14 protein-coding genes and 2 pseudogenes are annotated in these 19668 nt (G+C 58.5%); 6 read left to right on the top strand and 10 right to left on the bottom strand.

Features of this window, described 5'->3' with window-relative positions; all coding sequences use genetic code 11:
• Nucleotides 1–847 precede the first annotated feature (847 nt).
• A complete protein-coding gene (locus Q9R31_RS05305) occupies nt 848–2293 on the top strand; it encodes an SGNH/GDSL hydrolase family protein (RefSeq protein ID WP_311261709.1) in 1446 nt (481 codons plus the stop codon).
• A gap of 738 nt (nt 2294–3031) precedes the next feature.
• Here the strand turns inward: Q9R31_RS05305 and Q9R31_RS20130 are convergent.
• Nucleotides 3032–3253 (bottom strand): helicase associated domain-containing protein, encoded by a 222-nt coding sequence (locus Q9R31_RS20130; protein ID WP_397428206.1) that lies wholly within the window; start codon nt 3251–3253, stop codon nt 3032–3034.
• Between the two features lie 1050 nt (nt 3254–4303).
• Nucleotides 4304–4459: pseudogene (locus tag Q9R31_RS05300) on the bottom strand (helix-turn-helix domain-containing protein); the annotation flags it as partial.
• A gap of 366 nt (nt 4460–4825) precedes the next feature.
• Between Q9R31_RS05300 and Q9R31_RS05295 the strand changes: the two are divergent.
• A complete protein-coding gene (locus tag Q9R31_RS05295; RefSeq protein WP_311261708.1) occupies nt 4826–5806 on the top strand; it encodes a hypothetical protein in 981 nt (326 codons plus the stop codon).
• Nucleotides 5803–6918, top strand: coding sequence for a tyrosine/phenylalanine carboxypeptidase domain-containing protein (locus Q9R31_RS05290; RefSeq protein WP_311261707.1), 1116 nt, complete (start codon nt 5803–5805; stop codon nt 6916–6918). Before Q9R31_RS05295 ends, Q9R31_RS05290 begins: the two co-directional genes overlap by 4 nt.
• Nucleotides 6919–7109: 191 nt before the next feature.
• On the opposite strand, the pseudogene Q9R31_RS05285 reads toward Q9R31_RS05290, so the two are convergent.
• A pseudogene (locus Q9R31_RS05285) lies at nt 7110–7541 on the bottom strand (IS30 family transposase); the annotation flags it as partial.
• Nucleotides 7542–7655: 114 nt separating this feature from the next.
• On the opposite strand from Q9R31_RS05285, the gene Q9R31_RS05280 reads away from it, so the two are divergent.
• Nucleotides 7656–8432: a transposase family protein gene (locus Q9R31_RS05280; protein ID WP_311261706.1), complete on the top strand. Its 777-nt coding sequence runs from the start codon at nt 7656–7658 to the stop codon at nt 8430–8432.
• Nucleotides 8387–8944, top strand: a complete 558-nt coding sequence (locus Q9R31_RS05275) for a transposase (protein ID WP_311261705.1) — start codon at nt 8387–8389, stop codon at nt 8942–8944. The genes Q9R31_RS05280 and Q9R31_RS05275 overlap by 46 nt, the downstream gene beginning before the upstream one ends.
• Here the strand turns inward: Q9R31_RS05275 and Q9R31_RS05270 are convergent.
• The 3 genes from Q9R31_RS05270 to Q9R31_RS05260 form a co-directional block, all read right to left on the bottom strand.
• Entirely contained in the window at nt 8928–9512 is a 585-nt protein-coding gene (locus Q9R31_RS05270; RefSeq protein WP_311261704.1) for an IS30 family transposase, read from the bottom strand. The genes Q9R31_RS05275 and Q9R31_RS05270 overlap by 17 nt on opposite strands.
• Before the next feature lie 1495 nt (nt 9513–11007).
• Nucleotides 11008–11793 (bottom strand): BTAD domain-containing putative transcriptional regulator, encoded by a 786-nt coding sequence (locus Q9R31_RS05265; RefSeq protein ID WP_311261703.1) that lies wholly within the window; start codon nt 11791–11793, stop codon nt 11008–11010.
• Nucleotides 11794–12808: 1015 nt separating this feature from the next.
• A protein-coding gene (locus Q9R31_RS05260) for an IS3 family transposase (RefSeq protein WP_311261702.1) occupies nt 12809–13950 on the bottom strand; the annotation gives its coding sequence in 2 pieces (ribosomal slippage) (nt 12809–13677 and nt 13677–13950; 1143 coding nt in all).
• A 418-nt stretch (nt 13951–14368) separates the two neighbouring features.
• Between Q9R31_RS05260 and Q9R31_RS05255 the strand changes: the two genes are divergently transcribed.
• Complete coding sequence (locus Q9R31_RS05255; RefSeq protein ID WP_311261701.1) at nt 14369–15586, top strand: hypothetical protein; 1218 nt, start codon at nt 14369–14371, stop codon at nt 15584–15586.
• A gap of 411 nt (nt 15587–15997) precedes the next feature.
• Here Q9R31_RS05255 and Q9R31_RS05250 read toward each other — a convergent pair whose 3' ends face one another.
• The 4 genes from Q9R31_RS05250 to Q9R31_RS05235 form a co-directional block, all read right to left on the bottom strand.
• A complete protein-coding gene (locus Q9R31_RS05250; protein WP_311261700.1) occupies nt 15998–16759 on the bottom strand; it encodes a DUF922 domain-containing protein in 762 nt (253 codons plus the stop codon).
• A 622-nt stretch (nt 16760–17381) separates the two neighbouring features.
• Complete coding sequence (locus tag Q9R31_RS05245) at nt 17382–17996, bottom strand: DUF6789 family protein (protein WP_311261699.1); 615 nt, start codon at nt 17994–17996, stop codon at nt 17382–17384.
• A gap of 140 nt (nt 17997–18136) precedes the next feature.
• A complete protein-coding gene (locus tag Q9R31_RS05240; RefSeq protein ID WP_311261698.1) occupies nt 18137–18838 on the bottom strand; it encodes a PASTA domain-containing protein in 702 nt (233 codons plus the stop codon).
• Nucleotides 18839–19162: 324 nt separating this feature from the next.
• Nucleotides 19163–19582: a DUF4913 domain-containing protein gene (locus tag Q9R31_RS05235; protein WP_311261697.1), complete on the bottom strand. Its 420-nt coding sequence runs from the start codon at nt 19580–19582 to the stop codon at nt 19163–19165.
• Nucleotides 19583–19668 lie beyond the last annotated feature (86 nt).

The raw sequence follows: 19668 nt of genomic DNA, 5'->3' as shown, positions 1-19668 counted from the left end.
TTAGTTTCTCGCGACTAACGCGGGAGCGGAAGTAGTTTTTGCGCTGCGGTTTCCTTTTTTATGCGCTCCCCCCAGCAGTTTAGTTAATCTGGAAAGCTCCAGCACCGCCGGGGACCTCTGTTCCGTCTACCGATGGGCTGCTCGTGTTGCCAGATGCTCCGCAAGAGGTTCACTGACATAGATCAGACGGTCGTATACGTCGATGCCAGTTTACTTGGTGTGCATGACCTCGCCAGCGGTGTCTAGTGTCAGCGTTCGTCCTTCTGGCTCATCGGTGGGAGCAGCAGCCTCCAAACGAAATATGCGATCCGTCCCCCTGAGGCGCTCTTCTAGATGGTTGAGTGAGCAACTAGTACATGTGTCTGCTGTTCTCTCGCCTTTTGCTAAGCGTTCCAGCCACCAAACGCTGCGCTACTGGTCGCCGCCCTAAATGGGCGGAGACGGAACCACATCACATAGTCCCGTCTCCGGTTTACCCTGGTGACAAAGGAAATCTATAGGGCCTCCCGTCGTGGGAGCCTCGTCTGTACAGTAGCTGCGCTGCGGGCGCACGTGAAGCCCTGCGGACACAGCCGATGCCCAATTGCCAGTCATCGCTGCGTGATCTTCCCGGTCGCCGTGCTCATGCAGGCAAAGGTGGGCTCGCCCGCCCATCGGGTTGATCCCCGTTTCGCCTACAGAAAACACCCAGAGGGTCTCGCGGGCCCACACATTTAGGGCCTTCGGTACAACTGTCGTTGACTGCTGCATTGTTAGCGTCGAAACTTGACCCAAGTCGATTGGGCGTGGGCAAATGCAGGGTTTCAGACGTTGGCTTCTGGGGTTTATAGCGGCGATCGGGGTTGGCTTGCTTATCGGCGTAGCGATTGTTTCCGTGGTTTACGTCGGCTTCGTCCCCGCTGCTCACCAGTCTTCAGTTTCCGAGTGGACGCCCGACAAAGAGTTGACGATCGTAGCGATGGGCGACTCCTATATGTCAGGCGAGGGTGCGGAGGCGTTCCTGGTTGGAACTGACGGACCTGATAACAAGTGTCGGCAGGCAGCGCATGCCTATCCGTTTCGGGTCGCACAAGAGTTGCGCGCCGAGCTAGTCTTTGTCCCCTGTTCCGGGGCGGTAGTGGAGAACATCGCTTCGGCTGCGGAGCCCGGTATCCTGACGCCGGCGCCCCATCCCCGATCGGATGGGCGACAACAAATTGAAGCTCTGAAGGAGCACCCCGATGCCGAGCTCGTCCTGCTCAGCGTGGGTGGCAACGATGCGAGGTTCGCCGAGATCATCTCGATGTGCATGGGGATTAACCACCAGTGCAGTGATGCTGGAGGCATGTGGCTGGAGAACCTTCGCCAAGTGATCATGCCGCGGCTCGAACTGCTACTTCATGAGATCCGGGCAACGGCCCCCCGTGCTCGCATTCTGGTTATGACCTATCCGTCACCACTCGCCGCCCAGCAGATGGAATGTGCGTCAATAGGGCTTTCCGAAAGTGAGATCGGCTTTGTCGCCCGCTTCGTCGACACGCTCAAGCGCCATATCGACCAAGCCGCCATCGAGGCCGGCGCCGAATCCATCGATCTGACCGGAGCGTTTGACGGCTTCGGGCTGTGCTCGGACTCGACGACGCCGGCGATCAACGGCTGGCATCCACAAAAGCCAGCCGTGATGACGCTTGATCCGGTCGACGTGGTGCGGGGAAGCTTCCACCCAACTGCTTATGGCCATCGACTAATGGCAGAGCGCATCCTGGCCCACCTCGACACCTTCCGGCCAACCCCCGGTGAAGTGCCCCCGATTCCGCCCACTGCCACCGGTGTACCTCCCGACGAAACCGGATCGCCTTGGTCCAGGTACGGACTTCCGCCCAACGACTGCACACCGGCGGTCAACGGCAAAGAGTCACTCGAGAGCGACGACCCGTCACTTGACCTGCGTGGTGCCTGGCCGGGAACTACGCTCTGCTATCGCATCGGCAACGATCGCTTTTCGCGCGCCGTCGTTGACGTCGATGGCACCGTGCAACTCGAATTCTCACGCCCGCCGGTGCTCGGCGAGAGCGGCCGCAGGCAGATCATCTACCAACGGGCGGACGGTGGATGGTGGCTTCTCGAAGTGAATTCGAGCATGAATGCCCCTCCGCCTGAGGTCGACCTTATCTCCGCCTGGTTCGGTGGCAAGCCCCAGTTAGTCTTTTCCGGTGTTGGAGCATGCTTGGCCTTGACGTTGATGGGTGCGGTGGTGCTCTGGTTCATCCGCTGGCTCGGAAGGCGCTCGAAACGGTTGCTCGAACGTGGCTAGCGCGGTAGAGCCGCGGTGGGGATCAGCGTCGTGTGTCAACCCGGAGGGCGCGGCCTGCCGGAAACTTCCAGGAAATAGGCGACGAAGGAGCGTCGTGGAGGTTTATCGCCGACCACGTCGCGTCAGCGATTGACGGTTTGGAGCGGGGGCGCACAATCCGCAGGAATCTCAATGATGTTGTCAACGGATGTTGGCGGACCGCTCGAGTGCCCTGGCCAGTCCGCACCTCGGAGCTGCTAGGTGGTCCAGTCGGGGTTAGGTTTTCGGTGCTGGTCGGCAGTTGGACGGCCGTGCGGGTAGGGTGTCCCGGGCGTCGGACTGCCCGTCCCGATGGAAGAAATCGAGAACGACACAGCCGTCACCGAGCAATTTGCCCCGCGGCGGAAGCCATTCCTAGTTTTACTGTCTGCTCACCCGCAGGAGCTTCAGGCCTGTGAAGCCGATGGGCGCCAGAGTTCGAGTAGATCAATCCGCGGCTCGCAATCTTCAAGCTCGGTTGCGGACAGCAAGAATCATCGATGTCCTCTGACGGTTCACGACGGTGAAATGGGTGCGCGGACGTGGCATGTCGGTCACCACCCAGGCCAGCCCCAAGGGGCTTTGCTGATGCACATGATGACCTTGCCGCCTTCCGATCACCGGTGTACGCCAGAGCCGCCGCGGAACCTGAAAGCACAGGCCGTGCCCCTTCGACTTCTGCAGCTGTTTACCAGGCCGGCGAAGCGGACAGTAGCCCGGTTATTTCTGGCGCGATCGGCTACCGTTGCCTGTCCGGCCCTGTCTCCAGCTGGGAAGGACGCTGTTCAGTTGCGCTTCCCTGTCCGCGCTCAATTTGCCCTGACGGTGGTAAATGCGCTGCACGTGCAACCACACCCCCAGCATCCGTTCCTGTTCGCCGTCACTGCCCTTATGCCGGGGCCAATCGCTTCCGCCAGCTCGGTACCCGGCGAGGTCGGACAAGCGTTGACTCCAGCGTGCTTCTTGCGGGCCTTAAGAGGGGGACGCCGGTCCCAGCCCGGAATGGCTGTAGGGCCTTCGCTGTAGACGGCGGGTAGCGTGCCTTTTTGTGCTTCCTGGCGCCGGCGATGAAGCCAGACAGCCAGCGCCCGTTCGCGGGGTGAGGCCGCATGAGTCGAGGGAAATCTGCCTTCAGCCTTGCACAGGGCAATGATCTCGTTCATGTTCCTCAGCCCGGAGCCGGGAATCCTCTTGGCCGGCTTTGCTGCTAGCCTATGCTCCTCCCGGAGGAGCGGTTCGGCGCGGGCCCCTACGTGGAGATGGGATCGGACTGTGCGCACCCCAACACCTGCCAGTTCTGCGACCTTCAAGACGTGGAGATCTTGGCGGTACATCTTCACCCATTCAGGATTCGGAACCGTGCATTTAACCCCTGTCTGAACCCCCATCATGATGATCATCTTATATTTACCGTCACCACGCTTGAGCTCCAACCACGGTCACGTCAATACGCACCTATGAGGATGTCAGCATCGCAGGGCACTCTGCCTTCCACGGGACGTCGTGGGCAACCAGCCCCAAAAAGCGACATCGAGCGTGGTGAAACCGCCGCCACTGCTAATCGGGGGGACGCTGCCGGCACTATTGGCTTCGTTGTCTTCGCGGGGCGGGATCCTTCACGCTTCAGCTCCGAAATCCATAACTTTCGACGGTTACATTCCAGCTACCGGCCTGGCCCCGCCGGCAAGCATGAGCCGTACTAGGCGCGGTATGGGGAGCATACTGGAGAGTAGGCCGCGTATGCGGGTTCGCTGTCCTGGGTCGCCCTCCTTGCAAAGGGGTTGTTGTTTGGGCATAAAGAGAGGAGTGAGGCCGTCATGGCCCACGAATCACGTCCATTGCCGTCTGAGCTTGTCGTTGATCACCTGCAGGACCTGGTCCTAAAGACCGATGACGTGAAGGAAATGCTGGATGAGCTGGCTGACTTCACGGCTCTGACACTTTCTGACCCTGGCATGACTTTGGCCGGGAGCTGCGGTCCTCCAGCCCTTACCAGCCGTGGGCGCGGTATCGGTTTATCCAGCGGTGGGCGCAGGTCCGCGAGATACCCATTTCCTTGGCCACATAAGCAATCGGACGGCCGCTCAAGACGCGCTCGATGATGATCCGTCTACCGGTAGGGGTCAGGCGGGCATTACGGTGGAGCATGAAGACCTCTTAGATTCAGTTGGCAGTTGTGGTAACCACCAACCTGAGAGGTCTTCACCCTTTCACGATGTAACCAACGTCCTGACTCAGTACACCTAGGTGGGTGATAACGCGTTGGTTGTGGTGGAAATTCTTCCAGCCAGGCGAGGATTCCGCTTGGCAAACCGACGATCGCCCCATCGGTGACCAAGCTCGGTCGCTAATACCGGGCTGCTTGCGTCCGCATTGAACCACGCTTTGGTGGTGCACAAACCGGATGGAACGCGTACCATCAACGCATGTCAGCCGTGCGGGTTGAGAAAAGCCCCTACGCGGGCATGCGAATCATAGACGTGCGCGCTCCACGCCGTTGGTCAGAGCCGAGTTGTGATGCTGGCCTCTAAGCCAAGGTGGGAGCCGAACTGGAAGAAAAAGCCAGACCAGCTCTTAAAGTTTTTAACCACGCGAAGTCGAGGTCGTCTAGTTGCTTGGATCGCCGCCCTCTACGCGCTGCCAATTTTTTCTTTCGCGGTCCTCTACGAATGGCAAGACCTTCTGCGCGACAACGGAAGCCCCATCCAAAACTACGGTCAAGCCCTCTTTTTCAGCCTGATAATCCAAGCGAGCGGTGGATTCCTGGACATTACGACGACCGGGGTATTTGGGCGTTCATTAGTTGCGGCTCAGATATTGATTGGAGTTTCGTGGGCCGCCTTCCTTCCTGCAATCATTCTTATCCGCTTGACCAACCCGGACACGCGGAGTCTGTATTTTGCCGATAAGATGGCCTTCAATCCGGATAGCGGCCAATTCGCCATCCGGTACGCTAGTTTTTCGCGCTTGTTGATTTTCAATACCCACCTCACCGTATGGGCGCGGGTTCTAGCTCCGAAAAGTCAGGATTGGAACAACCTCCCGGTTCAGGTGCGATCCTCTATCGAGTCCAACCGCCGATTCGGCAACATACGCCCAGGAATTGCATTCATCGTCTACACAGACCCCAGCCCAAACCGCTTTATCAAACGTAGGCGGGCGGAATTTCCGGAGGATATCAAAGAAGTCTTCCTCGATCCGGAACACCTCAAGGGGTTCGAAACGCAACAAAGAAAAAACGAAGCAATCGTTACCATCGACATCGCTGGCGGGACCAGTGCGGGCACCGTACACGCATTCCACGAATACCGCTACGATGACATTATTTGCGGCTATCCCATCCCGGTACAGGATGATCCCGACGGGCCCAAAAACTGGGAAAACTTCAACAGGTTTTATGACACAACAAAACTCCCAAATGGCAACAAGAAATGCCTCGGCTGCCCCCACCACGCCACATGCGGCCTCGTCAACAAGTACAAAGGAGCACCGTGAATAACTCAATCAACCAGCTTGCTCAAACCTACAGTGAGCTAGCGTCGAGGCTGAAGGTTGACCAGTATGAGGTGCCTTTGAACCTCGCCGACGAGGCCACACTAATTGAGAAGGCATACCAATCTGGGGCACGCCATGATCCTCTATTTCAGTTCACGCCGGTTCCGGAGGAAGCGATCGATGAACTCCTACAATTCCGCACCACTCTGACTGCTTTCGACAGCCCTTGGGTTCTACTGCTGGCCACCACAGTGGACTACATGATCCAGACACTTGTCGACTGCCGCGCGCACAACCCCGCGGCAATCACTACGCGAACCCTCGCGATGTTCGGCGACGTGTCGGTGACCACCTTGGTCGAGGCAAACGGACAACTGGAAACGCCGTACAAGCCGTCAACTGAGGAATCGAACTTGGACGCGGAAGGCCTCGCGGAGGTCTTTCGTCAAGCACTATCGGCCGTATCGCTGACAGACTGGTCGATTTGCGTCGAGCCCCGCATGAACGCCATGTTGGATGCAAGCAGCGAGCGTCGTGAGGTCCGCATAAAAACGGGGTCCTCGTTCAGCCGCACCATGGCCGCCCGTCTCCTCGTGCATGAAGTTGGCTGTCATGTATTTCGGTCGGCGTCGGGCCAGCGCCAGCCGATGCGACTCGCCGGATTCGGGCTAGGTGACTACTTGTCCACAGAGGAGGGGCTAGCTGCCTACATGGAAGATGGCAGTGGCCTCTACGATGCGGTCGACTCCCGGAGATTTGCTCTGCGATATGTGGCCGCGTCTCGCGCCCTCGACCACGGGTTCTTCGACGTCTATAGCGAGCTGAGGAAATATGCGGATCACAATCAAGCATTCGAGACGGCGGCTCGCTCAAAGCGGGGCATCGCCGACACCTCGCAACCCGGCGCTCATGTGAAAGACAAGGTCTATTTCGAAGGCCTGGACCTCGTTTCGGACCACTTGAACGAACACCCGGACGACCTACCGCTCCTTTACACAGGAAAAGTCTCTCTAACCATGCTCCCTCTGGTTCGAGATTCCATCGGCCGGGGAGAACTAAATCAGGGCGCCTTTCAGCCAGAGCAAATCCCGCTGCTTCTCGCGACCCTGTAAACACTTATCCAAGGGCCGTCTTACAACAGTTGGAATACGAGACGTCTCGCCGATGTGCATACACTCCCCTGAGCGGAGTCCGAGCCTAGACCCAGGCGATTCTTGCAATTACTTCTCGCAACTAGGTGCTTCGATATCAGGCGAATTCCAGTGGTGCCTGCAACACCAGACTTAGTTGACTGGGTTCGAGACTAGCTCGGCGAGGACTTCAGCGGCGTTCGGTAGCCGTGTCGTTTCCGTGGCCGGCGGTTGAGTTCCGCGGCGACGTTTTGAAGGATCCCGGGCCCGTGGAAGGACAGGTCGGTGCTTTTCGGGAAGTACTCGCGGAGGAGCCCGTTGGTGTTTTCGTTGCTTCCGCGCTGCCAGGGCGAGTGTGGGTCGCAAAAGTAGATCGGCATCCCGGTTGCCATTGTGATCTTCTGATGCCGGGACATCTCTGATCCTTGATCCCAGGTCGTCGAACGGCGCAACTGCTCGGGAAGGCTGTTCATCGCGGTGATCATGGCGTCGGCGACGGTGCTGGCGGTATGGTCCTCGGGCAGATGCAGGAGCATCACGTAACCGCTGGTCCGTTCGACGAGGGTTCCGATCGCGGATTTCGATGCTGTTGAACCGATGATTAAGTGGCTCTTCGCGGTTGGTGGGGAATTGAGTTCGTGTCGTTGAAGACAAGGGGGCCCGTGGCCCTGTTGGGATGAGTGTGTCTAGCATTCAACCTGGAACAGGACCACGAGCCCTTGAACGAGCCTACCGGGGTCGCAGCCGACGCTGCCACCATCCTCTTCAACCTGCCCGACTACCGTGTCATCTCCACCTCCATCAATGCCGGCCGCCGGCAGGTCATCATCGAAACCGACCAGCCACCGGGCTGCCCGAGCTGCGGAGTCATCTCGTCCCGCCGGAAGGAACGCCGCGTGCAGCGGCTCCGGGATATTCCTGTTGCCGGGCCAGTTGAGGTGCTCTGGTCCAAGTACCGCTGGTACTGCGAAGAGAGGGCGTGCGACCGGTTGTCGTTTTTTGAATCAACGCCGCAGGTGCCACGCCGTGCCCGTTCCACGAGCAGGCTTCGGGACCAGCTCGTGGACGCTGTCATCCGTTCGGGCAGGGCTGTGTCGGAGACCGCCGCGGGCTTCGCGGTGTCCTGGTGGATGGTCCGGGCCGCGGTGACCGAGGCCTGCCTGCTCCGGCTGCCCGACGTGGACAAGCTCAGCCCGCGGATGCTGGGCATGGATGAGCACCGTTTCCGGTCAGTGCGCTACTTCCAGGACCCGGCAACAAAGGCGTGGACACGCTTCGAGCCGTGGATGACAACTATCGTGGACCTGGACACCGGTCAGGTCCTTGGTGTGGTCGACGGCCGAGATCACAAGGGTGTCGGGGACTGGCTGTTCGCCCGGCCCCTGGAGTGGCGGCTGGCGGTGCAGGTCGTCGCGATCGACCCGTCGGCGCGTTCCGGAAGGCGTTGCGGATGTGGCTTCCGCGCACAGCAGTCGCTGTTGATCACTTTCACCTGATCTCGCTGGCGAACCAGGCCATGACCGAGACCCGGCAGAACCTCTCCCAGCAGGTCAAGGGCCGCCGCGGCCGGGCCATCGACAAGGCCTGGGCTCACCGCATGCTCCTGCTGCGCGGCGGCGACACGTTGAGCTGCCGTGCCGCCCTCCGGCTCGAGGAAGTGTTCGCCGTCGACGATCCGACCGGCACCCTCCAAGCGGTCTGGAAGGTCAAGGAACAACTCAGGGTCCTGCTGCGCACGGGCTCCCTGAAGGACGCCGAAATAGCGAAAGCCAGGCTTGAGGAACTTGTCACCGCGGCCGCGAGGCCGGAGACGAACAGGCTCTACCGCACCGTCTGCCGGTGGTGGAAAGAGATCGAGGTGCTGATCATTACCGGCGCGACGACCGGCAAGGTCGAGGCCAACAACACGGCGATCAAGAACATCAAGCGAACTGCCCGCGGGTACCGCAACCCAGCCAATTACAAATCGGTTATTCTCTTGAGAAGTGCCGTCAGGACGGCGGCATGACACTCATTTCAGGGATCCATTTCCCCACGAACCGTGAAGTGCCGATTAAGTCCCCTTCCCAATGGCCGGGAACGGCGCGGTCCTCGACCTCGGCCGGCCGGTCAGAGATCATCACCATCTCCTTGAATCGTTGCGGGCGAGGACCCGCAGGCCTTTGCGGGCGCCGGCGCACCCGCCCGGACCGTAGCGCCGTCGCAACTTCCAGGCGCAAGGATCCGCGGCCCTGGACGTAGAGGGCCTGATAGATCGTTTCGTGTGACACCTGCATCTCCGGATTCTCCGGATGCTCCACCTTAAGTCGGCCAGCAACTTGTTCCGGGCTGAAACGGTCGGTGAGCATCGTGGTGACCTGTTCCCGTAACGCTAACCCGTCCAGTTTCCGTGGCTTCGGCCTGCGGGCACGAGCCCACGTCTGTTCCTGCGCGAGCGATGGCGAATACCGGTCACTGACGCGGTTCCTCGCGATCTCCCGGCTAATTGTCGACGGAGCCCGGCCCAGGGAGGCGGCGATACGCCGTACGCCATGGCCCTGGGCAAGCTGAAGGCCGATCTCTTCCCGCTCACGCAACGACAAGAGCCCTGCACGGGCACACTGAAATCCGGAAGCGGCGATGGCAACACCTTCTGATGGTCGCTCAACCACCGGTACGCGGTCGGACGCGACACCCCGGCGGCCCGCGCCGCTACGGCTACCGCCAGCCCGGCATCCAGCCCTTCCCAGAACGCTAAACGAACACTCAACGGCGACCACGGCCTGCCCATCGACGACACCCCACAGAATTCAGGGTGTTGCGCTCACCATCTGAACTCGCCTCCCTAGCATTTCGAGACAACCGGGCGGCAGGCGAGAGTTGGCCTGACTGCCTCTTGCACCTGCGGAGGGGCATGCGAAGGCGACATGTTGGGGGCCCGGCCTGACATCGGTCTCGAGTTCTCTCGGCCATCCAATAAAGCAGACGTAAGTGTGGACACTGTCCACACCCTCTTTGGCAGGACAAACCTCGGGGCGCGACCTTCGCGGGGCATGCCGTAAGACCGACTGCCAGGGGCGCTCTTTAGCGGGATCTCCGAAGTCATGTCGTCCCCGCTCCCCCGGCACATGAATAGGTGTAGGCCACCCCGGGCCTACCCGAAAGAACCGGAACGAGGAACCGCATAGCCCCAGTCCAGAGCGGGCGGAGGACTCACCAGCCAGGGTCCTGAACCCGCCACCCAACACACACCCGAATAGGCGATCGCGGCGGCCAGGCCACAGCCCGCGGCCCAACTCGTCAGACGACGCGACCACAAGCTATGTCAACACGTCAAAGCAAAAGCGCCTCTGACGAGGGGATATGCTGTGCCCGAGGTGGGACTCGAACTGCATTCCCGACCCTGCAAACACTGGAACCCGCGGAAACATGCGGAATACGGGCCGTCCCGGCCGGTGTACGAGCCGATCCAATGCCGAAGGTGTTGACACTGTCAACGCCTTCTCTTCCGCGCCATAAGGACGGCTGCCACGAAAGTACGTCGCCGAGGCCAAGAAGGATCACAGAAGTATGTGGTTTGACAAGGGAATGCCCGTCCTCGGCGAGCCGACCGGCACCAACCTGAACAATTCGAAATTGCTCGCGAAGCAAACGGGACTTACTCCTTCAGAATGCAAGCGGTCGCCCTGCCGAAACCCGGGGCGCAGCGAAGCTCAAGGTTGCGTGAATCTTTACTAAAGGACAGGCCGCTACCGATTGCAGTGCGGCAGGATGAGAGGCGTTCGGCACTTCGTTTCACTGCTATTCAAGGGAAACGACTCAGCTGACAGGACGGATTGGCTGGAATTTAGCCGTCACCGCAAACGTAGCTTGCTGGCGGAGAGTTGGAGAACCATGCGAATGGACGACGTTGGAGCTGGACCCGATGCCGGGCGAGAAGGGAATTCGGACGTTCCCGACGGCGGCACCCTCGTGATACGAACGTGGCACGAACACCCTGTTCAACTGTCTGGATTTCGTGCCAGAATCACTTACGGGTCTGCATCCGGCACTGAGCACACGACGGTGTATGCCGCTGATCCGGACCAGGTCCTAGGCGTTGTGAAGCAGTGGCTCCTGGCTCAGACTGCTGCCTCTGGGGGCAATTAGCTGCTTGGCTGGCACGCGGGAATGGCGGCCAACGCCATCAGGGATCAACTGTCGAAGACCTTCAGATGGAGAGACGCCAATGTCCGTGTGCAGTTGTGCCTCATACCTTTCGTAAGCGAGAAAGGCAGAGGCAACGTTTCCTTGGGCCATCTCTGCCATAACAAGTAGTCGGACGGCGCCCTCGTACAAGGGTTCGATTTCCAGAGCTGCGGTCGCCGCTTCGGATGCAGCCTCGAAATTCTCACAGGCAGCCAACCGCTGTGATAGCGCAATAAGCGCCCGAAGTCGGTCGTGTTGCAGCCGGCTCTGCTCAAACACCACCCAGTCCTCATACCACCCAGGGAGAAAGTCCACATCCCGGATCTCTTGCAGGAGGTCTGACGCGCCACCACTGCCTGTTTGGGCTTTTTTCAGCGCCCCACGCACCCTATACAGGTCCACATCAACCCGCCTGTCCAAGGACAGAAGCGCTCCGTCCTTGACCAGCAGCCCCGGTAATTGCCTTGTCGTCAAATGGACCGCCATCCGCAGACTTTCCAGCGCGTTGGCTTCCGGGCACTCCGGCCACAGTACGCCCGCTAAGTAATTTCTAAAACTGGCGCCGCGGACGGCCAGCGCTGCTATGAGACGCTGCTGACGTGCAGCAACACGGACTGCTTCTCCCTGCCGGCGAATCCGCCAGGCACGCATGAGGTCCAGTTCAAACATTCCACAGTCATCGATGCCCATGGCTACCCGATCTCAGCAGGGTTTACTCCATCAAATATGTAAGTTCGAGGATCCTCAGATTCAAAAGGGAAGTCAATGCAGCAATCCCCCTACTTGTTTTAGGGAGAGCCTTCTCTCAGACGCCTGCAGACGCCAGGCCTCCTTAGAAACCGTTCGCACGGCTCGGATCGGGGCGGCAGAGTCGGTCGAAATGCGGGACCTGAAGAAGCGGAACCGTTTGTTGGAGCTGAAGAGTGCGGCACCACCCCTACCAACTCAACAGAAGGAGAAACGCGGCACCCTGAAAAGTCACCACCAAAAAGGCGCAAAAAGGGCCCACATATAAACTTCTGTGCACCGCCAGAAGATAACACGCCCCTGTGCAGAGGAACAGTTACGCGAGGCGGGACCCGAACTGCTTTCCCGGCCTAGCAAACACTGCAAGCTCCGGAAACATGCGGAAACCTGAACACTCCAAGGCCTGTAAAGCCCGATCCAACGCCGGAGGTGTGGACAACGACCCTCTGCTTACGTCAGCGTACACGTGAAGCAATGTTCACCAACTCCGTCGCGGAAGGAGGAAAGCGCTCTCGGGTCACACGGCTCCTAAAGCGCTGATATTGGACCTTATGTCAAGTAGTACTCTGCGTATTGCATCAGATGAATCAATCCGGCCCCGCCCCGCGGTTCTATGCCGCGTGTCTGACGGGCTTTTGTAGCGCGGCATTCGGGGGTTTTCGCCGAGTCGATCGACACCGGCAGCGATGGTGCGTGGCTCCGCGGCGGTCGCGCTGGACGACAGAAAAACGCCTTTGACCAGCAGAACAAAAGTTCCAGAACGCCGGCGTCCAAGTCGAAACCGCCGTCACCGTACGCAACGAGACTTCAGAATGCCAGACGTCTGGAGTCACCAGGCGCCAGCGGGTTTTGAAACCCTGAGCGCGATTACCGTGGAACGAAAGTCGACAAGCGAGTATCGTGACTCGGCCTATGCAGAAGCAAACGGGACTGCCCCGGCTTTTGTTGACTCGGGGTCTTAGGCCGCTGTGAGCGCGGTCCGGTTGATTGTTTCATATTCGATGGGCGTGAGTTTTCCCAGCCGTCTTTGCCGTCGCCGGCGGTGGTAGGTTCTTTCGATCCAGGTTGTGATGGCCAGCCGGAGGTCCTGTCTGGTGAGCCACCGCTGACGGTCCAGGACGTTCTTCTGCAGCAGTGAGAAGAACGATTCCATGGCGGCGTTGTCGGCGCACGCGCCGACCCTGCCCATCGAGCCGGTGAGCCCGTGGTGCCGGAGGGATTCGACGAACCGGCGTGACCGGAATTGTGACCCGCGGTCGGAGTGCACCACGGTCCCTGCCGGGCGGCGTGCCCGGGCTGCGTTCTCCAGTGCGGCGACGGCCAGCGAGGACTTCATCCGGGCGTCCATCGAGTAGCCGACGATCCTGCCGGAGTAGACGTCCTTCACCGCGCAGAGGTAGAGCTTCCCTTCTTCGGTGGGGTGCTCGGTGATGTCTGTCAGCCACAGTTCGTTCGGCGCCGCGGCGGTGAAGTCCCGCTCCACCAGATCATCGTGGACCGGTGGCCCCGGTTTCCGGTTCAGACCCCGTTTCTTCGAGAACACTGACCAGATGCCGTGGTCCCTGCATAAGCGCTGGACCCTGTTCTCGCCCGCAGTGATGCCCTTCTCCGGGAGCTCGTCGGCGATGAACCGGTACCCGAACGCCGGATCGTCGGCGTGGATGTCCAGTGCGGCGTTGACCAGGTGCGCATCGATCCAGTCCCGTTCCGTCACCGGGTTCGCCTTCCACCGGTAGTAGCCTTGCTTGCTGAATCCCAACACCCTGCAGGTCACCGCCACGGGAACACCGTCGGCGGCAAGATCCGCGACCAGCGGGTAGGTCATTTTGGGTTGATGTCCCTGGCCAGATAGGCAGCTGCCCGGCGCAGAATCTCGTTCTCCTGCTCCAACAGGCGGTTTCGCTTCTTCAGCTCGCGCATCTCGGCCGACTCCGTCGCCGGACTGGTCCCGGATTCCTTACGTTCGGCGATGGCAATCCAGCGCTTGAGCGTCGTGACCGACAGCCCGAAATCCTTCGCAATCTGCGTCAAAGGCGCCTCGCCCTTGCGGGCCACATCAATAACATCCTGGCGGAACTCCGCCCCATAAGCCGTGGGCATGGTCAACATCCTTCCACGAGCACAAGCTCGCTAGGTCAAGGAGTCAACAAAACCGGGGGCAGTCCCGAACCTCCTGGCTCGGCTGAGAACCCCGTTGCGGATTCTTATGGAGGACACATATCTCACGTGGCGTTACTACAGCGTTACTGCGGATTCCAGGGTGCCATTTGCAATTCGCGTCCGATGCTTTTTTCAAGGTTCCGGACCATGAGGCCTAACAGCTCCGGGGGAAGCCACCAGTCGAAAGGTAGGAACTGGTCGCCAAGTAACGGCCCAGTAACGGCCACGCACTTATCCTCAAGAAGGCTATGTCCCTGCGAACCGGAGGAGGTCCCCATTGACCAGCTTGGGGCGGGAATTCGGTTATTTGCAAGTACATCCTTCTACGCCTGAGGCTAGACGCAGTGATCGAGAAGTAGTGCTCCTGCTTCACGGCCTTGGCGGAAGTATCAATGATTGGAGACACCCGCAATGGCGAGGGCTCCATTGGCAGCATCGAACGCCGCGAGACCGTCACGACAATGACAACTTCATTCCACCTCCGACCGGATTCCTCCTTCCTCCGTCCCTAGCCGACATGCGCTCGGATATCCGATGTTGGGCCGGAGTCCTCCGCGGCATGGGTCATACCGTCATCAACTACAGCCAGGACGGTAACCAGGAAACCGTCGACGTCCCGCTCCGTCAGCTTGAGTCTCACATCATTCCCTTTATCAGGCAGCAGGTCCTGCAGGGGCCTCTCGCGAACAAGAGGGTCGTGGTGCTGGCGCACAGTCGCGGGGGCATTCTCGTTCGTCGATACCTCGCTGATCATTTACAAGATGGACCGGACTGGATCAGTAAGGTGATTACGGTAGGAACTCCGCACGGCGCCACCAACGCCCCCTTGGCGAAAGGGAGAATTGGGGACATGGTAGACGCTCTCCTGGGGAATTTCTTGCCCATTCCGGAGATCGACTTTCTAAGTCCAAAATTTCTGATCAGATATGCACTTGATCGAATTTTTGACTGGTACGACGTGACGCCCGGTGCCCGCCAACTCCTGCCAAACGACCCGATTTTCAACAGTCTGTCAATGCCCGTGGACACACCCTCGATTGACTTCCACACTTTCGGCGGTTCATCTGTAAGGTTCTCTGGCCTGTTCTTCTGGAGGTATACCCTTTCGAGCTATCTTCCCGGTGGCTTTCCAGACGTGCGCTTTGATTGGACAGAGGAAGCCAGCGAGCTGCCGATCATTTCGCCGTTACTGGACTCGGTTCCGGACGGTCTACTTTTTGAGGAACAGGTGGAGGGAAGGGGTGACTCTTGCGTTACCGTGAGGAGCTCACAACTTGCTGGCGCCTCCCACGAGACGCTTCCGTTCAATCATGCAGAAGCTCTTTGGGATGAAGGGCTTTTCGATAGGGTCGGACAGATCCTCGGAACGCCGGTAAGAAACGTTACAGCGGTAGGGTGTGGCGCCGGGATCATTGGAAATGATTCAACTCACGAATTTCATGACCTGGCGCGAAGGAGTGCCAACTGTCAAATCAACGAAATACTTCGAGTTGTTCTTTTCGACACACCCGCGGAGGCGAGAAACTCCGGGTTTGACGCTTGTGGCTGGTGCCAGCCGGAACATAGATTGGGTTGAACCGGAGTTGTTGCAGCCCGTATCCAGCAGCAACTGATGCCGTCGTCTAACCGGTGGATGGCACACAAAAGAGGCAGTCGTGGGGGCGTGAGCCAGCCTCAAAACCGACAAGCTTTGAAGCGCAAACATAGGGGTGCGCCCGACCGGGGCGGCGGGACGACGGCTCAAGTTCTGCGGGGAAACTCGAAGCTGCCTGGTGGGGTGGAACTGACTTTGAGTTGGGCTCAAATTTTGGCGCTGACGAACAGAACACTTCCAAGCGTGTGTCGCAGTAACCGCTTGGCCAGACGGGGGTCGAGGGTGCGTTCTCGCCGGCCCTAGGACCTGCTGGGTGAGTTCGTCTAATTCATGAGCATGTAGTTGCGCGGGCGGTAAGCAGGGCCATTTGCATCACAAATTCTTATGGCACTGCTAGGAAATGCCAGGGGGGCAGTTCAGCCGTACGTCATGACCGCCTACAGCAGATTGATTGCGGCCATGATCAGTGGTTTCATCGTAAGACTTTGAAACTTCATCCAATTGGTCTTTGGACTCGGCCATGTATTCATCAATTTTCCGCTGCAAGTCCGCTTGGGCTTCCTTCCGGGTGCTGCCCTCCCCTGTGATCGTTTTTCCGTTTTTTGACATGAAGTCAATGGCTCGCTCATGGTGGCCCTCTTCATGAGCTCGAAGCGCATCGGAGTAGTCCTGTACGGCTGCCTTGTCTGCTTCGGACATATTTGGCCACTCAGGAACTTCCATAACCGTGGCCGTCTTACTGGGGTTCAACTTCCAAGTAACGTCTACCGACACTTCGTATCCGTTACCGTTGTTTCCTACTAGCTGGGGCTTCCCAAGCACGGGAGTGAATCCCGTCGCAGCACTGCCAGTCTCGACGCCCGAATTGAGCCAGTCACTAGCCGCCCCGCAGTTTTTAAACTTTTTCTTTTTTACCTTCGGCTTAGGGCTGCCCTTGGAGGCGGCGGCAATGGCCGCGGCCGCGGCGCCCCCTGCTGTAGCGATGATGCCGATGGTCCATCCAGTGTTTTGACAATCCTGCGGGGAGACGAAAATATCGCAGTTGTCGGCAGCAGCAGGATCCGCAACTAACAAGATGAACAATGCAGTCAGAACACCACTGACAGCCATCTTGACGAGATGCGAGACTGTTGCGCCACCGAAGGTGTTGATCAAGAGGTCTCCCGTTCGCGAATGAGCAGCACCGAGCACGCGCTAGCGATCAAAGTGGCGAGGAAGAAGCGTCCGTCCAACCCCACTGGCGACCGAGGCGTCAATGTAGCGCCACCGAATAGTGCAGGTAAGTCAAGAATTGAACCGTGCACAATAGTGAAGGCTAGAACGATAGCCACCGCCGGAGCTAGAACCAAGCGAAGCCACCGGGGGACCAAGGTGTCTCGTCGCAGGTAGTAGTGCTGAAGTGATCGGTCTATCTGCTCACCCATGAGTATGACTGGCACGGCGACAACAGCGGCGCCTAAAAGTACGGCACCTCCTGCTCCCGAAGTGCCTTGGCCACGGAGCAAAAAGTAGAGAAGCGGCGTCAGCGCCACCAGTGTCCTTCGTATCTTCCAAGGAAGCGCCAACCAGCCGTTCACGAATCTATTTGTCCACCCTGAGGTATCCCTTAGGGAAATCGCCTGTATCGCACGACCGATTCGTGCTCGAAATAGTGCTCCAAGGATAACCACACCTCCAACGAACACAATAAAAGGCACGTTTCGATGGGTCATCCAATCTAGCCATGCGAAAAGTATGACGTAGGCAATGAAGCCCCAAAGGCGCCGCAGGTTCTGAATCATCTCAGTACCGCTTTAGCTGGCAATGAGCATCGCCGCTGAACATAAAGCCCAATAGCCACGCCGTACGACGCGTGGGCAACAAGACTAATGGTGACAAACGGCATCAGGGCAGGCGGCCGCAAGAGCGTGCTGGAAGGATAAATTGCCAGCATTGCCACCTCCAATGCCAGACCCCAAAGAAGCCCGTAGTGCCACCGCGCAGCTCCTGCAAATAGGGCATAGATGATCGCGAAAGTTATTCCATTGCTTATGTGATACGCCCAGCCAAAAAGAATCGAAAGGCTTGAATCGGGCGTTTGTCCCGTAATTAGAGATCCGAAAATATAAATGGAATAGAATGGTGACAAGTCGGCTGCAAGTATCAATCCAATAATCCAACGGACAAGGTTGTAGGCACCAAGACCAAGAATTCCACCAACGAATCCAGCACTCAACCGCTGTACTATTGTGTCACGTCCCGCATGGCCTGCCCGGATTCGAATGCCCAACAAGATGACCATCCCAGGGAGTGTGACGAAGGACAAGGTGTAAGGCATGCGAGTGAAACCAGCCAGATGGAGTAGAAGGGCAGCAATTGAAGTAGTTGCCGCTGCGAATGCAAGAAAAAACATTAAAGGGTCTTCTTGCCAGCCCGCTCTGGGGTTGGGCAGTCCGCCCCCTGAGACGGGAAGGCGCCGCTCCATAAGCCATCACTCCCTGATCCCATTAACGTACGACGGTTGAGTTTCTCGAATGGGTAGGCATATCTGAATCATTCACACGTTGCCAGTTGTTCAGCCACTTCGTCAATTACCTCGGCGCCTTGCACAACTTGGAACTGATAACTTGCAGTGACTCCACGTTCGAATGTAACTTCACCGTAGATTGGATGCTGTGTTTGCGGTTCAAGATTCTGCAGTCCATTATGGCGACTGAAATCGAGTGTGAATCTGGAGCTATCTTGATCGCGCATCTGCACATGACCCACGACGTTGATCCCATCTGCTCTCTTTAATAAATTGTTGAAGACAATGACGATTATCTGGCAATTAGCACTCGGCGGTATCCTGATGAATTCGACACCTGTAATAGTAAGGTCCCCAGGCCGGATTGGCGTGGAGGGAGTTTCGTCTTTGGTCTTTCCAACTATCAGGTGAATCCTGTCATTTTCGCTGAGCACTGTTCCGGGAGCCGGATCCACCCTGACCACCCTGCCGACCTGAGATTCTTCAGCTTCCTCTAAGAGAGTGGTGAAGAGGATTCCGGCGGCCAAAAGTTGTGCGCTGGCATCCTCAACGGTCTTATTGATCAGTTCTGTTGGAACCCTCAGCGCTGCGTCCGGAGTGTCTGTGCCCGATGGGGCAGGGGTTTGGACTCCAGTATTGCTGCCTGACGTTTCCGGCGTCGGCGCTGAAGAGGATCCAGTGTTGTCTGTTTGAGATGAGCATGAAGCGGCTAACAGGTTGACCGCCATTGCCCCCGCTATCACTGGCATCCAAAGGCCTAGCTTCCTTTTCGACTGCGACATCTGCCTCACCTCTTCAAGAGCTTGCGACTGTTGCTCCTTAGTTCGAAGCACCGCGTCTGACCTATTTGCGCCCAAGCACTAAACCTCGATAACGCGAAAGCTTCAGAGCTAAAGTAGGCCGTGACCACCTAGACCTCCCTAATTTGCACGTTTCTAAACGAGACGCGCCCACCATGGGCTTGAAGGCCGATATAGCTCCGAGCGTCATGGCTCCTCCTAGCAATCGTTTCCGTTCAGCGTTACTGCTCCGTTACTGGTCCATCACCTCGGCTAAGGGCCCACTGTCTGGTACGGGAAGCCTGCGATCTTCAGAAGAGTCCTTCGGGGGCCGCTCACACGGGAGAGCTTTGAGCTGTTGGTCGCGTGGCCTCCGGTGACGGGTTTGCAGCCTTTGAATGGGCCGTCAGCGGATAGCAGGACTCCCATGTGGTGGACTGCGTGGTCGCGCCACCAAATGCTCATGCCTGTGGAGCCGTCGAGGCGGAGGAATTCCCAGGACCGCCATAATGTTTCCAGTCGACTGATGGCTTCTTCGTGTTTCCACCACGACGGGCACCAGGTTCGGTCGGTTCCGCTGAGGCTGCGTCCGTAGGACGGTGCGAGATGTTCCTGCACGAAGCTGACCAAATTTTTGTAGAACAGTTCCGGTTTAGCGGCATCAGCGTACGCGCCGCGCGGCTCGGAAACCATTCCACAGGCCTCTTTAACTGGCCCTGGGTCCGGCGACACCTTTTCTGTAACGCGCCAGTGACGCAGCAGCACATATGTTGCACATT

This window comes from Pseudarthrobacter sp. BRE9, from assembly GCF_031844305.1.
GTDB lineage: Bacteria > Actinomycetota > Actinomycetes > Actinomycetales > Micrococcaceae > Arthrobacter.
The sequence above is the reverse complement of the archived record's forward strand: the minus strand, read 5'-3'. Positions and strand labels throughout refer to the sequence as shown.

Bases quoted from the DNA above. Each gene is read 5' to 3' on its own strand.
- Q9R31_RS05275 (WP_311261705.1), top strand. From the start codon at position 8,387: ATGTGGCTTCCGCGCACAGCAGTCGCTGTTGATCACTTTCACCTGATC.
- Q9R31_RS05265 (WP_311261703.1), bottom strand. From the start codon at position 11,793: ATGGGCATCGATGACTGTGGAATGTTTGAACTGGACCTCATGCGTGCC.
- Q9R31_RS05245 (WP_311261699.1), bottom strand. From the start codon at position 17,996: ATGTTTTTTCTTGCATTCGCAGCGGCAACTACTTCAATTGCTGCCCTT.
- Q9R31_RS05240 (WP_311261698.1), bottom strand. From the start codon at position 18,838: ATGGCGGTCAACCTGTTAGCCGCTTCATGCTCATCTCAAACAGACAAC.
- Q9R31_RS05235 (WP_311261697.1), bottom strand. From the start codon at position 19,582: ATGGTTTCCGAGCCGCGCGGCGCGTACGCTGATGCCGCTAAACCGGAA.